This window comes from Colwellia sp. MB3u-41, from assembly GCF_014076845.1.
Classification (GTDB): Bacteria; Pseudomonadota; Gammaproteobacteria; order Enterobacterales; family Alteromonadaceae; genus Colwellia_A.
This window is the reverse complement of record NZ_JACGUT010000058.1, coordinates 158,574-175,083: the sequence shown is the minus strand read 5'-3', so window position 1 is coordinate 175,083 and position 16,510 is coordinate 158,574. Positions and strand designations below refer to the sequence as shown.

5 protein-coding genes are annotated in these 16,510 nt (G+C 37.1%); all 5 read left to right on the top strand.

The annotated features are described in order from the left end of the window. The first annotated feature begins 485 nt into the window (after positions 1 to 485). Positions 486 to 1,226: a nicotianamine synthase family protein gene (locus H4J73_RS06170; RefSeq protein WP_182223798.1), complete on the top strand. Its 741-nt coding sequence runs from the start codon at positions 486 to 488 to the stop codon at positions 1,224 to 1,226. A 23-nt stretch (positions 1,227 to 1,249) separates the two neighbouring features. After that, positions 1,250 to 1,831 carry a GNAT family N-acetyltransferase gene (locus H4J73_RS06165; RefSeq protein WP_182223797.1) on the top strand — a complete coding sequence of 194 codons (582 nt, stop codon included), beginning with the start codon at positions 1,250 to 1,252 and terminating at the stop codon, positions 1,829 to 1,831. Between the two features lie 48 nt (positions 1,832 to 1,879). Further along, complete coding sequence (locus H4J73_RS06160) at positions 1,880 to 2,548, top strand: TenA family transcriptional regulator (protein ID WP_220460655.1); 669 nt, start codon at positions 1,880 to 1,882, stop codon at positions 2,546 to 2,548. 113 nt (positions 2,549 to 2,661) lie between these two features. After that, the gene (locus tag H4J73_RS06155) at positions 2,662 to 15,204 is read left to right on the top strand and encodes a non-ribosomal peptide synthetase (RefSeq protein WP_182223795.1); all 12,543 of its coding nucleotides are present in this window, start codon (positions 2,662 to 2,664) and stop codon (positions 15,202 to 15,204) included. An 18-nt stretch (positions 15,205 to 15,222) separates the two neighbouring features. After that, entirely contained in the window at positions 15,223 to 16,245 is a 1,023-nt protein-coding gene (locus tag H4J73_RS06150; RefSeq protein WP_182223794.1) for a TauD/TfdA family dioxygenase, read from the top strand. Positions 16,246 to 16,510 lie beyond the last annotated feature (265 nt).

Genomic DNA, 16,510 nt, shown 5'->3' with positions numbered 1-16,510 from the left:
TGTAAATGCTGGGAGAAAAACATAAGTAAAAAATAATATTTTTGTTATTAGACAGTTAAAAGTCTCAGAAGAAAAATGTTAGTTAAAATATTAAGTCGAGTGTTCCTGCATATCCACATCTATAAATTGTGCTGAACACCAAACCAGCGCGTCTTTTTGGTATTGTTAATTTTTTTGATGAATAACCATATCCCTTTATAAGTCCTCCCTTTTTTAATGACAAAACAAAATAATAAGCTAGAAATAATAATTTAAAAACTACTTTATGTTTAGGGAGATATAAATTGTGATCAGATTCCACATTTGATCCACGTTAAAAAATGGATCACTCCGGAAGTTTTTGTCTACTGATTCAACGAACGTAAGTTATTAAATAAAAAAAGGTAAATCTTTTAATGAATGGATTAAATAATATTCTACAGTGTACTGAGGGTTTTCATGTTGGCATTAATAAAGCGACGCAGTTTCTCAGGTCGAACACTAACTTGACTGAAGATCCTGAACTTAACTTTGATGTTTTAAATCGATTAGTAAATCACTTAGAACATAAAATATTTCAAGCAACAGAAGTAGATGAATCAAACTATTATAAAAATATTGATTTAGTCGAAAAAAAACTAATACATAATGCTTATTGTGCTTGGGAAACAGCTTTAGAGAATCAGTTTGTTACTGATTTAAATAGCGGAAAAGCTTTTTGTTATCAGCAATATATATTGAATAAACGTTTTGAACGTTTGCTGTGTCGTGAAACTTCTATGCTTAAAGGCAAGAATATTAAAAAGGCACTTTTCATTGGTTCAGGGCCTGTACCAATTAGCGCCATCTGGTTAAATCACTATTTACAAGTACCAGTTGATGGCATCGATATTTGCAGTAAATCAATTGATTTCTCAACTAAATTGATAAACCAACTTGATTTGTCAGACCAAATAAATCTGATGCATCAGCCGAATGGAAATTACGATGTATCAGAATATGACGTCATTATCATTGCATTATTAGCAAAACCAAAATCTCTCATCTTAGATAATATCTATAAAACCATGAATGAAAACTGCGAAATTATTTGCCGTACATCCTTTGGTTTACGTCATATTTTATATGAAGCCACTTCAGTTAGCCTTGATTTACACGATAAATTTTCAATTGATGATACGCGTGTAGTTATCGGTAAAGGTGAAGATACTATTTCTTCACTTTTGCTTGGTAAAACAGATGATTAATAATATTTTAAGATAGGGTTTCTATGTCAAAAATAAAAAAGCTTCAGACCTTAAATTGGCCTGACATGCTATCGGAAGAAGTAAAAATAGAAATATTGAATTTAATGAACTCAGTATTAGAGGACGACACAATCATTGGATTTCCGGAGGTGCTCGATGATGAGACCGGATTAAAAATTATTGACGAACTTGACGAAGATATTCGTCTTAAGAAAAAGCATGTGTTGCTAGCAACAAGTGAAAACAAAAGGGTTATAGGAATGGTGATCCTCAATGAAAAGCAATTGCCGAACTGTAAGCATATTGTTGAGTTGACAAGGGGGATTATTCACCCGTCATCACGAGGAACCGAACTCCTTAATCACTCGTTGTATCGAATAGCTGAACGATGTATTAAGTTGGGCAAGGACATAATAATTCTTGACGTTCGGGAAAACACACGATCTGAGAAAGTATGGTTGCATTGCGGTTTTCGCCAATATGGTCGATTACCCGATTACGCTCGTGTAGACGAAGAGGTATTTTCAGGTATTTACATGTATCAAACCGCGGTAGATCTAAAAGAAAAGTTTGCAACATTTGCCCCAAAAACAGTTAAGGAATAAGTAAAAATGTTATCAAAAGAAGAGTTTAAAATTAAATTACGTGAAGCGTTGAATAGTCACCTGACAGTAGATCATCCTATATTGGCAGAGCTGATGAAAGAGCAAGAAAATTGGCCATTATTGACCGATATCACATTGCAAGGATATCAGTTAACCAAGAACTTTCTTGAGTATATTGAAAATATCTTCTTCCATTGTCCTATGCCTAAGCACAAGCGTCGTCTTCTTCACAATATGTACGAAGAAGAAACGGGACGACTTTCAAACACCAAAAATCATGTGGAATTAATGCAGGACTTTATACGTGCTATTGGTATTACTGATGAAGAGCGTGATCAAGCTGTTGCACGCGCTGAAACTAAAGAATTAATTGATTTTCGGATGGAAGCTGTAAAAAGTCCTTCCCGTTATCACATTGGCGCAGCCGCAGTATTGATCGCAAGTGAAGGTCAAAACCTTGAAGAACGAGCTGGCGAGGCGAGGCATTCAATATTAGGTAAGTTTTACGGTATTGAGGAAAAGGATCTTTTGTTTTTCTCAGTACATCAAAAAGAAGATGTTGGTCATGTTCGTCAGGGTATTGAACTGGTAGTAGATCTTTGTATTAGTGCAGAAATGCAAGCAGAAGCACTAGAAACTGTTCATCATACTTGTCGATTATTTTATGGCATGTATGAAGGAACTGCTAAACACTACTATGCACAAAAAACAGCATAGATATTCAGTATATTCACCTTAACTCAAAGCAAAAATCGAGAGTATCTTTTTGCTCCCGTATTCAAAGAGTATAAACAAATAGATTGTAATTATTAAGCAAGGAAATTAGACGTATGTACAAGTTGGTTAATATGTTGAAAAAGTTATCAACATTCGGCGAATCAATAATAAGTTTCTACGAAAAAGAAGTTGATAAACGATACAAGTTTTCTAAATTAAGTGATGATGTAAATCTATATGTTAATTATTTGAAGGCTATTGGTGTTAATTCAGGTAGTCGAGTTGGCGTTGCTGCAAACAATTGTTATGAATGGCTAATGGCAGATATTGCGTTAATTGAAATTGGCGCAGTTTCCGTTATATTTCAAGAAAATCATCAAATTAATGATGTTGAACAATTTATAGCTGAGTATGAGTTGGATGTACTTTTACTTGCACCTGAACGTTGGAATCAACTTAACGGTGAAGAGCACAGTAATGTACTTATTATTGGATCTAACCATCGAGAAGTTAAAATAAAGCCGTGTGAGAAAACAAGGTATATTGACAATAGTGATGATCATAGCTTTGTTTTTTCTTCAGGTACGGGCGGTACATTTAAAGGAATGGTTATTGATCGAAATGGGGTTGAACTACAAATTGAATCCTTAGTGGACGCGTTTAATATTACGGCTGCTGATTCGGTTTATGTTTTTATGCCGTTTTCGAATTTTCAGCAAAGGTTATTTTACTATGCGGCTTTATTTGTTGGTGCATCTATGTATGTTGTGCCACAAGAGCAAATATTTGCTGGATTACCTCGTTTAAAACCGACAATTTTGGTTGCTCCACCGATTCTTTATGAATCAATCGCAGCTCAATATGGTCAACTGGAGGGGGCGGCAATAAAGCAAATATTTGGCGGGAATATTCGTTTTATGATCACGGGTATGGCTAAAATTGGTTTGCCAACATTAGAATTATATAAAAGTAAAAATATACCTTTGTTTGAAGTTTATGGTTTAACGGAAAGTGGCGTTGTTTGTGTTAATACGCCAAATAGTAATGTGATTGGGTCAACAGGAAAACCGTTACCTAATACTACAATAGAGATCGTAGAAGATGGGGAAGTGATCGTTATTAAAGAACGGCCTTTGACTAGTCGTTTCTTTGATTATCAGCAGGAAGAAAACGATACCCGTATAGAAGGGAATAAAATATATACTGGTGACTTGGGGTATCTTGACGAAGCTGGGCATCTTTTTTTGATCGGACGAAAAAAAGCAACAATTATCACGGGTGATGGTAAGAAGATCCAACCTGAACCTATAGAAAAACACTTAGAAGAACACTCTCTGATCCAACATTGTGTCTTGTTTCCTTATAAAGATACCAGCGGATTAATGGCTGTTGTGCAAGTACATTTACCTTTAGAAAAAATAGATGTTGTTGAACTTGAACAGCACCTCAATGGATTGTTACAGAAAGAATTTTCTCATATAAGTCTTGCTAAATGGGTCTTTACAGATGTTAGATTTTCAACTGAGAATGGCTTATTAACAAGAAATTTGAAAATAGCCCGTAAGAATATAGCGCAGCATTTTCAAAGTGAACTAAACGAAATTATAACCGATGAATACACTGAGCCAAGCACTGAAATAGAGTCAAAACTTTGTGAAATTTGGCAGTCGGTTATTCGTCTTGAACGGGTTGGGATTTTTGATAATTTCTTTGAAATTGGCGGTGATTCTATTTTGTCTATTCAAGTTGTTGCACAGGCCAATAAACAAGGACTTAGTTTTACCCAAAGACAGCTTTTTGAGCATCAGACCATAAACCAGCTCGCTAAGGTTGTCGGAACAAAAGCAATCGTTGAAGCGCTTCAGGACACAGTTACCGGTAACATGGAATTGTTACCAATTCAGGATTATTTCCTAAACGGCGACCAAACGGATCTTAATTATTTTATTCAACATATAAGTGTTTCAGTTCCTGATGGACTTGATAACGTTCAGTTAGACCAGATCATAAGGGCGCTGTATCAACGACATGATGCGTTAAATCTTAGGTTCTACCAGGAAGCAGGGAGTTGGCAGTCACATTTCATTGCAGACAGTGATTGTGTTCATAAAACACTGAGTGTTGTGAATCTGTCGAATGAAGACCCTAGTGACATTTCTGGCATCATTGAAGCAGTGACATTACAAACGCAGAAAAGCATTAGTTTGAATGATGGCAATATTTTCAAAGCTGTTTATTTTAATTGTGCTGACAATGCCAGTCGTTTATTGCTGGTTATGCATCACTTAGTTGTTGATGGTATTTCCTGGCGCATTTTATTAAAAGATATCAATCAAGGTTATAAACAATTACTAGCTGGGCAGAAAATTTCTTTAGCGCCTAAAACGTCTTCATTCCAACAATGGTCGAGTGCCTTACAATATTATAGTCAAAGTGATAATTTGGTGAAAGAACTGAATTATTGGCAGGAGATTGAAAATAGTGTCGTAACGCCATTGCCTGTTGATGAGCTGAAGGGATCGGATAGCACTTATAGCACTGAAACAACAGAAACTGCCGTTATCGAATTGACCGAAGCTGATAGTACGGCTTTATTAAAAAACTGTAATAATGCCTACAGCACACAAATTAATGAATTATTGCTAGTTGCTCTTTTTATGACTTTTGGTCAATGGAAAGGTCAGTCTGAGAGTGAAACTCAGTTAAAATTACACATTGAAGGTCATGGTAGAGAATTACTGTTTGATGAGCTGGATATCAGCGAAACATTAGGTTGGTTTACTAGCCTGTATCCACTGGTATTAAACTCATCAGAGTTATTTGATGTTGGCAGTATTATTAAAACAGTCAAAGAAAAATTTCGTGCAATTCCTAATAAAGGTATTGGTTACGGTATTTTAAAATACTTACGCAAAAGTCCTGAGCTTAACAATTTTTCTGAAATTAATAATCTTTCAGAGGTTAATCAAAGGTCAAATACACCAGAGATTTTGTTTAATTACCTTGGACAGATATCCCAATCGACAGATGAGGACTTAGACTTTAACCTTATCAACAATAGCGTTGGACTTGCTGAAAGTCCGTTAAGACCAAGAAGTCATCAACTAGGTTTTAATTGCTTAGTCATTGACTCCAAACTAACAATAAAGCTTGATTATAGTCAACAGCAATTTTCATCGGATACGATTGACAATCTTTATCAGAGTTTAAGCGAAAATCTGCAAAAAGTTATTATTCATTGTTTAGCACAATCAGAAAAAATTTATACGCCTTCGGATTTTCCTTTAGCAAAAGTGACCAGTGATACTTTGGCATTATGGCAAAAAGCATATCCGTCATTAAGTAATGTTTATCCGGCAACTCCTACTCAGCAAGGTATGGTATTTCATAGCTTATTAGATCCACAAGCCTATACCACACAGGTATCTCTTACACTGAAAGGGAAATTAGACACTAAATTGTTTAAATCTGCATGGGAAGCCGTAATAAACCGGCACGAAGCTTTACGTACCGCGCTACCAGATGTTGACAATGAAATCATGCATCAGTTAGTTGTATCCGACTATGAACTAAATTGGCAGCAAATTGATTTTCGTCAGTTAAGTGCTGATGAACAGCAAAGTGAAATTAAACATTTCATTGAAAATGACCGCAAGCAAGGCTTTTCGTTCGCTCAATCTCCTTTAATGCGCTTTACATTTTGGCGTAATAGCGACGAAAACTATCAACTATTGTGGTCGCACCATCATGTATTGCTTGATGGTTGGTGTTTACCTCTTATTTTCAGTGAAGTTATGAGTTGCTATCAGGCGAGTTTAGAAGGTAAAACCTTAACACTGGCTGCACCAGTTTCTTATGAAAATTATATTGAATGGCTGAGTTTGCAAGACGAAGATAGCGCGATATATTACTGGCAGCAATCCTTGCAGGGTATTGAGTCAAGAACTGTACTTGCTATCGAAAATATGGCGAACGAGCAGACGGAAACCGGATTGAAAGAAATTGATTTTTCAATTGATGAAGCAACAACAAAACGATTAAACAAATATGCAAAAGAGTCATCAACAACGCTAAATGCAATTGTTCAAGGTATTTGGGCTTATATTTTACAACAATACAGTGGTAACGATAGTGTATTGTTTGGCACAACAGTTTCGGGACGACCAGCAGATTTAATTGATGTTGATTCAATGATCGGCCTATTTATTAATACCTTACCTGTACGAGTTGACGTTGACAGCGAGCAACCCATTAAAGATTGGCTTAAAACTCTGCATAAGAATCAAGTGTACCGGGAAGAAAATGCATTCTTGCCACTTCATGTCATCCAAAAAAATACCGGTATTGCAAACGGTGAAAGCTTATTTGACAGTTTAATCGTTTTTGAAAATTATCCTGTTGATGCGGCACTGAAGCAGCTGGCTGCATCATCTGACTTGCAGATTGAAAACGTCGAAGCGATGGAAAAAACCAATTACGGTCTGCAATTAGTGGTTGAGCCGGGCGACCAGCTGGCGTTTAAATTCAGATACCAATCAGAACGTTATAGCTCAGGTTCTGTACAAGCTTTTATCAAACATATTCATTTATTAATTGAACAGATAACTACAGGTAAAGAGTTAACTGTCGGTGATTTATCGCTACTTAAAATGGAAGATAAAAATCAGCTGTTAAATAAATGGAATGACACTGATGTGGGTTCACCCAGTAATAAATGTATCCATCAACTTATTGAAGCTCAGGTTGAAATTTCACCGGATGCGATTGCGACAGAATATGAAGGTGAAGTTCTGTCTTATCGTGAATTAAATGATCGTTCAAATCAACTGGCCAGATTACTGATCTCAGAAGGTGTGAAAAGCGACATGATTGTCGGTTTATGCATGGAACGTTCTACAGAGATGGTGATAAGTATTTTTGGCATATTAAAAGCCGGCGCGGCTTATATGCCAATGGATCCTGAAAACCCGTCAAATCGCTTAAATTATATTTTGAATGACTCGAAGGTTGATATTATATTATCTCAGTTACATTTAGCTGACCGTCTCCCTGTAGAGCATCAAACTCTATTGTGTCTTGATTCACCAGAGATACTGCAGCGTATAGATCAGCAAGAAATAGCAAACCCTGTGGATCTGAGTGATGTGAATCAATCCAATCTAGCTTATGTTATTTATACTTCGGGGTCGACAGGCCAACCCAAGGGTGTAATGGTAGAGCATGCGGCATTAGTTAATCGTATTAACTGGATGCAAAGTGCTTACCCTATTGATGAAGCTGATTGTGTTTTACAAAAAACACCTTACAACTTTGATGTATCGGTATGGGAATTTTTATGGCCGCTGATGACAGGTGCCAAAATGGTACTTGCGAAACCAGGAGGTCATAAAAATCCTGAATATCTAGTAGATTTGATCCGTTCAAGCAAAGTCACCACACTTCATTTTGTGCCTTCAATGTTAAGCATAATGCTTAGCGGTGCGAACTGGGAAAGTTGCAAGGAAGTCAAACAGGTTTTTAGTAGTGGAGAAGCTTTACCTTATGAATTACAAAAACGATTTTTTGACTCTGGCTCTCAGGCCGCACTCATTAACCTTTATGGTCCAACCGAAGCGGCAATAGATGTATCGTATTGGAATTGTAATAAAAAATCTAACTTAGGCATAGTTCCTATCGGAAAGCCTATTGATAATATTCAGTTATATGTTTTAGATTCCAAGCTTAATCCTTTGCCTGTAGGTGTGTTTGGTGAGTTGCATATTGGTGGTGTTGGGTTAGCTCGTGGTTATCTAAATAACCCTGATTTAACAGACGAAAAATTTATTGAAAATCCGTTTGATAATATAGCTTCAAACAGGCTTCCTTCAAATAAATCTCCTTCAAGAAAATTATACAAAACCGGTGACCTTGCCCGTTGGTTACCCAACGGAAATATCGAGTATTTATCTCGTTTAGACGGGCAGATTAAAATCCGGGGCCAACGTATTGAGCTTGGTGAAATTGAAAGTACACTTCTTGCTTGCACTGAGCTTGCAGGCAAAGAACTTAATATTAAAGTGCTTAAATATTGCTCAGTAGACGTTCGGGAAGAGCATCCGGGAGTAAAACGTTTGGTTGCCTATATTGTTGCGAATGACGAAAATACCAACAATGTAGACGAAACAGTGCTTATAGAATCGCTACGAGATATCGTTAAAACAAACTTGCCTGAGTATATGGTTCCATCGGCTTTTATTTTACTGGATGAATTACCCGTTACCAGTAACGGTAAGTTAGACAGAAAAGCGCTGGCTAAGTTGAAAATAACGACACAAGTAACTAATAAATATGTAGCGCCAGTAACTGAAGTAGAGCGAGCGATAGCATTGATATGGGGCAACATATTAGCGGTAGAAAAAGTAGGGTTAACAGATAATTTCTTTGACCTTGGTGGTGATTCTATTATTGCTATACAAATAATAGCACGAATGAAAGCAAGTGGTCTTAAGGTCACTATGCAGCAATTTTTTGAAATGAAAACTATCGTAAAACTTGCGCTTGTTACAGAAGAATCTGTTAGCCAAATTAGTCAGGCTCCAGTTGAAGGAGATGTGATGTTAACACCAATACAGAGCTGGTTCTTTGACGGAGAGCATAAGGAATTCTCATATTGGAATCAATCGGTACTGTTTACATTAGGCAAACAGGTGCAATCAGCGTTAATTGTTGAAACCCTTGAATATTTAGTTGCTCACCATGATGGCTTACGAAGTCAGTTTGTTCAAAGTGAGGAAGGTTGGCAACAAAAAGTATTATCTGAGCAGCAATTTAATGGTGCTAATGTGTTTGAACAGCATGATATCTTTGATGAAATTAAAGCGCTTGGTAATATATCTGTCGCCATTGAAGCGAAAATTAATAAACTGCAAGGCAGTCTTTCATTAAAAGATGGCCCTCTTTGGAAAGTGGTTCGCCTGAGTATTGATAATACTGAAAGTGACCGACTCATTTTTATATTTCACCACTTGATTATTGATGGCATGTCGTGGCGTATTTTACTTGAAGACTTTGTCAGTACTTTTGAACAACTTGCAACAGGTAAATTGACAAAAAATCCCCCTCCGACTTTACCTATGAAAACAACTTCTTTCAAAGCGTGGGCTGAGCAGCTTGAGCTTTACAGTCAATCGAAAGCGGTTAACGATGCATTACCTTATTGGCAAGAAAATGCGGCACAGGAAATACTTGCTTTGCCGACTGACAAGAACACCGGACCGAATCTTGAAGGTTCTGCGCGAGAAGTTAAAGTAAGACTTAATGAAACTGATACACATACTTTATTAAAAGAAGTGAATGTAGCTTATAGAAGTCAGATCAACGATGTATTATTAACAGCATTAACACGTGTTATTAGTAACTTTTCTGGTGATCCTCGTTGTGTTATTAGCATAGAGGGGCATGGCCGTGAAATGATAGACTCTGACATTGATTTAAGCAGAACTTTGGGCTGGTTTACCACTATGTTTCCTGTGCAATTACGTTGGGACAGTGATGAATGGGGTGAAGGCTTATTATCAATCAAAGACCAACTTAATCAGATTCCGCATAAAGGCTTGAGTTACGGTTTATTAAAACATATTAGAAAAAATGAATTGTTAAATGTTAAGCCAGCACAAGTAGCGTTTAATTATCTCGGACAATTTGATGGTGTGTTAGGTAACAAGATTGGTTTAGAGCTGGCAGATGAATCTACAGGACTTAATCGTCACCCAGCATCGCCTCGTGATCCTTTAATTGAAGTAGAGGGGCTGATAATTAATGGCGAATTAGAAATTCGTTGGTTATATAGCAGTCATCACTATGAAGAAAATACCATCACTGATCTGGCTAATGAATATGTAGAATCATTACAAAGTTTAATTGCTTATTGTTTAAAACCAGAGCATGGCGGCGCATGTGCAACTGATTTCAAAAATAATTTGCTGTCTACCAGCCAAATGCGTAGTTTAATCGCGCCTGAACAGTGGCGTAATTTGCAAGATATGTATCCACTGTCACCGCTGCAAAATGGCATATTGTTTCATGAACTTCTTGAAAAGTATGAGCTAAGTTCAACGAATGAACAGATTTATTTAAATCAGATGTCATGTGATTTTACCGGTTCGTTAGCCGTAGATATGTTTAAACAAGCATGGCAAACGGTTGTCGAACGTCACGAAATACTGCGTACTGCAATTATCTCTGGCGGAGCACATGATCCGGTACAACTGGTAATGAAATCAGTTAAATTAAATGTAGATACACAAAACTGGTGTCATTTAAGTACTGAGCAACAATCTTCACAGCTTAGTGAATTTAAAGATCAGGATCGACAAAATGGTTTTGATTTTAGTCAAAGTCCATTAATGCGATTAACATTGATCCAGCTGGCGGGCAATAAACATGTGTTTGTTTGGAGTCGTCATCATCTGATACTCGATGGTTGGAGTACATCTAAGTTACTTGAAGAAGCATTGCAATGTTATCAATCTATGGTTGATGGAGTTGAAAATGAAATACGTTTGTCGGCCTCTTATGGTGATTACATTCATTGGTTATACGCGCAAGATGAACAGGCTGCCAAAAAATACTGGCAAGAACGACTAGCTGGTTTTTCTACAGTGTCTGCTTTACCTAAAACGCTAGATAAAGGTATTGATAAAGAAAGACAAGGTTATGATACCTGTTCATTAACACTAGATAATGACAAAGTGGGAAATTTACAGGCTATTGCCCAGTCTTATCAAGTAACGTTAAGCACTTTGATTCAAGGGCTCTGGTCTTTAGTTTTAGCGCGTTACAGTGATCAGAATGATGTCATTTATGGTTTAACTACGTCAGGTCGTCCGAGTGAGTTACCGGGTGTTGAATCTATGCTGGGCATGTTCATCAATAGCTTGCCTGTGCGGGTGAAAATTGATGAAAAATCAACTATAGCTCAATGGCTACAAACACTGCAAGCCAATAACATGGCAGCAACTAACTATGAATTTGCGTCACTGGCGGATATTCAACAATATGCTGAAGTAGATCAAGGCACAGCATTATTTGATAGTTTACTGGTATTTGAAAACTATCCGCTTGGCAATTTGGAAAGTGAATTAAATCAACAGTTGCACATTGATAATGTGCAAGTGAATGAGCAGACCAGCTATCCGCTAACGTTGACGGTAGAAATGCAGCAAACTGTGACATTTATTTTTAATTACCAGCGAGCATTATTTGATGATCAATTTATCCTCAAACTATCAGCCTTTTTCCATGAGCTGCTGAATGACTTGATTGATAAACGTCCTGAATGTATTGGTGATTTTTCATCACAGTCTAATAAAGACGCATTGCAAATAAAGCAATGGAATGCAACAGCGCGAGATTATGATACTGAACAGTTATTGCATCAAATGTTTGAAATGCAGGCTGAAAATAATCCAGATGCAATTGCTTTGGCGATGGAAGGGGAAACATCAACCTATCAAGCGCTTAACCAAAGCGCTAATAATCTGGCTCATTACCTTAAAGCTCAAGGTGTTGGAACTGATAGCTGTGTCGGTATTTGTTTAGAGCGTTCTTTTGATATGGTGATCAGTTATTTGGCGGTATTAAAAGCCGGTGGTGCTTATATTCCGCTGGATGCACAACTACCAACGAGCCGACTAGCTTATATGCTTGATAATGCAAACGCAGCTATCTTGATATCTGCGTCAAGTATCAGTTTTTCTGAAATAGAGCGTCAAAGGATAGCCACGCAATCTATTGAAAGAAAAATAGTTAATGTTGACGATAATTCTTTCAAACAACAGTTATCAGTGCAACCAACCAGTAACCTTGGTGATGTAAAGCAATCGAGTAATAATTTGGCTTATGTTCTTTATACTTCAGGAACAACGGGGCAGCCAAAAGGTGTAATGATATCGCATGATGCTATTTGTAATCACATGCATTGGATGCAGGAAATCATTCCTATGGATGCATCAAGTCGATTATTGCAAAAAACATCTTGTAGTTTTGATGCATCAGTTTGGGAATTTTATGCACCTCTTTTACAGGGGGGACAATTGCATCTGGCTAAGCCTGACGGTCATAAAGATACTCAATATTTACTTAAAACCATTAAACAAGAAAATATTTCGGTACTTCAGGTTGTTCCTACGTTATTGCGTTTTCTATTGGAAGGCGGATTAGAACAATGCTCGTCGTTAACTCATGTAGGTTGTGGTGGTGAGGCATTGTCTCGTCAAATGGTGAATGATTTTTATCAGCGTTCAAACGCGCAATTAATTAACTTATATGGTCCTACGGAAGCTTGTATTCATGGTGCTTATTGGCTTTGTGAGTCAGGCGCTAACAATGCACCTGTACCGATTGGACAACCTATCAGCAATGGTCAGTGTTTCGTTTTGGGACGTGATTTTAAACAAGTACCAATAGGTGTTGCAGGAGAATTATATATCGCGGGTAAAGGACTGGCTAAGGGATATATAGGCCAAGATGAAATGACAGCGCGAAAGTTTATTACCGCAACAATTGATGGTTATTCAACTCAATTAGTTTACAAAACAGGTGACAAGGTTCGGTGGCTACCTGATGGTCAATTAGAATACTTAGGCCGTTTTGATAATCAGGTGAAAGTAAGAGGACATCGAATAGAACTTGAAGAAATTGAAATTAATTTACAATCATTTGAGCACGTTTATGAGTGTGCCGTAATTGTCAAACAGCTAGAAGAAGATGCGCTGCTGTTCGCTTATGTCAAGCTTCATGACAATGCAGAAAATAATGTAACCGACAAGATTAAGGCACACTTAATGGCTTTATTGCCTGAATATATGGTGCCAGTACACTTTGTATACGAAGACGATTTACCTTTAATGAATAATGGCAAAATAAATCGTCAGGTTTTAGCACAAAGAGCCTTGTTGTTTGACAATACAGACTTTACATTTGTTGCGCCTACATCACCGCAAGAACAGATTATCGCTGGTATTTTTTGTGACGTATTGAAATGTGAACAGATCAGTATTCATGATAGATTTTTTGATATTGGAGGTCATTCACTTCATGCAACACAGGTAGTGTCTCGGATCCGTGAAAGGTTAAATGTTGAATTGCCGTTGCGTGAGTTTATGATCTGTCAAACGGTTCATGCCTTGACAAAATATATCGCTGGTCAAAGCGATACCATAGTGATGCAATTACCACTAGTGCCGATTGAACGAGGCGATCAAGGCATGTTGTTATCACAAAATCAGGAACGTTTATGGTTTGTTGAGCAAATGTCTCAACACAGCATATTAAATAATGTTGCAGCTGCATTGAAAGCTGTTGGTAATATTGAAATCGACAGGTTAAAGCTAAGTATTGAACAATTGGTGCAGCGTCATGAAGCGTTGCGAAGTCGATTTGTTATCACTGATGCCGGCCCACGGGTATTTTTCAGAGAGCAACCCGCGCTAGATTTTGAATATTTGGATATTCGTCAGAGTTTGCAAAGTAACAGTGATGACAGAGCTAAACAATTAAATCAGCAGATTGATGAGTTGGCATGGCAACCGTTTGATCTTACAAAAGACTCATTACTGCGGATCAAGTTATTCCATATTGCCGACGAAGAATATGTGCTGATGATGGCAATGCACCATATTATTAGTGACGGTTGGTCAATGGGTATTTTAATTGATGACTTAGTCGCGCTATATCATGCAAAATCTCAGCAAGCACTTTCGCCTTTACCAGCGTTAACCTTGCAACATGCCGACTATGTTAATTGGCAAAATGAGTATTTAGATGCAGGTGAAAGCGATCGTCAATTGCAATATTGGCAGCAAAAATTAACAGGTGTAGCGCCTTTATTGTCTTTACCATACGACAGACCAAGACCAGAAATACAAACGTATAACGGTAAAGCTGTTAACTTTCTATTACCACAAAGTCTTTCTGATAAGTTGAGTCAGTTGAGTAAAGAAGAAAATGTGACCTTGTTTATGACGCTAATGTCGGTTTTCGAAATTCTGCTCTACAGACATTCAGGGCAAACAGATTTTGCAATAGGTACACCAATTGCGAATAGAACGAGACCAGAACTTGAATCAATTGTCGGGCTGTTTATTAATACATTAGTTATACGTTCTGATATTGAAACAGGAATACGTTTTAATGAATTATTAGCAAAGGTTGCCAAGACAACATTAGATGCTTATGGGTACCAGGATATTTCTTTAGCTCAATTGGTTAATGCGATAAAGCCTGAACGAAATAGCAGTTATTCCCCATTTTTCCAAACCTGGTTTGTATTACAAAATGCACCATCAGTACCGTTATCGCTTGATGGTACTACTTTTGAACCTATGGAATTAGATATACCAATTGCTAGATTTGACTTAGTCATGAGCTTGCAGGAAACCCCACAGGGTTTAACCGGGGTCTTACAATATAATACAGATTTGTTTGACCGTTCAACAATCGATGGACTTATCGATTCTTATAAAACGTTGTTAGAGGCTGTTGCCAATTCACCAGATAAGTTATTGCAAGACTTGCCACTTATTTCTGATGAAGCAAAAGCCAAGAAAATAGCCCAGCAACAAGTAAATAAACAGACAAGCTTAAGTCGCTTAAAGCGAATTAAGCGTAGATCATAAAATACAAAGGTGATAACAATGAATCAGTTAAACAGTCAACCGAATGCCGGAATTTCACGCCTTCGTAATATCAGGCGTAAACCTGTAGCTTCAAGTAATGAGGTTACAAAAGGGCAAATCGATGGTCATACGTTGCCATTAGTCTATAAATCTGAAAATAGTTCGCTTAGCCTAAGTGATTGGATCAATAAAAATAAAGTGCAACTGGAAACAGAACTATTACAACATGGTGCACTTTTATTTAGGGGGTTTTCAATCGAAGGTGAAAAGGGTTTTGAAAACTTAATTCAAAGCATTTCGGATAAACCGATGTTGGAATACACTAACCGCTCGACACCAAGATCTAGTGTTCGTGGAAATGTTTATACGTCAACAGAGTATCCGGCAGATCAGGAAATAGCATTGCACAACGAAAATGCTTATACCACTTCATGGCCATCAACGTTGTATTTCTATAGTCATACCGCTGCAGAGCAAGGTGGATCAACGCATATAGGAGATAGTCGTAAAGTATTTCAACAAATTGATCCGGCAATAAGAAAACGTTTTGCTGAAAAGGGTGTGCGTTATGTCAGAAACTACGGAGAATTAGATCTTCCGTGGGAAGAGGTTTTTCAAACAACGGATAAGTTAAATGTTGAAAGTCAATGTAAGGAAAGAGACATTAATATTGAATGGTTAAATAATGGTGAAAGATTACGTACATGGCAAAATTGTCAAGGCGTTGCCCAGCATCCAGTCACCAAAGAAGATGTATGGTTTAATCAGGCACATTTATTTCATGTGTCAAATTTACCTCAAGAGATAAAGGAATCTTTACAGTTAATTTATGCTGAGGAAGAACTGCCTCGTCATGCTTTTTATGGTGACGGTTCTTCACTGGAAGAAAGTGTACTTGAAGAAATTCGCGGTATTTATAAAGAGAACGAAGTAGTTTTTCCATGGCAACAGAATGATTTGATGATAGTTGATAACATGCTAGCTGTTCATGGTCGTAAACCATTTAAAGGTAAACGCAGAATATTAGTTGGCATGACCTAAAGCAAAACATACCTGAGAAGTTTGGGTATAAGTACATGTTTAAAATTCAGCAGTTAAAACTCAGCAGTTAAATCACGAGAAATAGCGATACCCATTAGAATTTGTATTTAGTTGGGTTATCATTATTTCCGTGTTGTCGATCTCTGAATTTAAGATAAAAATAATATATTCGTAATGAAACCCAAAAGAAAACTCGATCTCATCCTTCTATAGTTCCATTCTGTATTTTTTAGATCTTCAAGATATAGACACTAATTTAGCGACT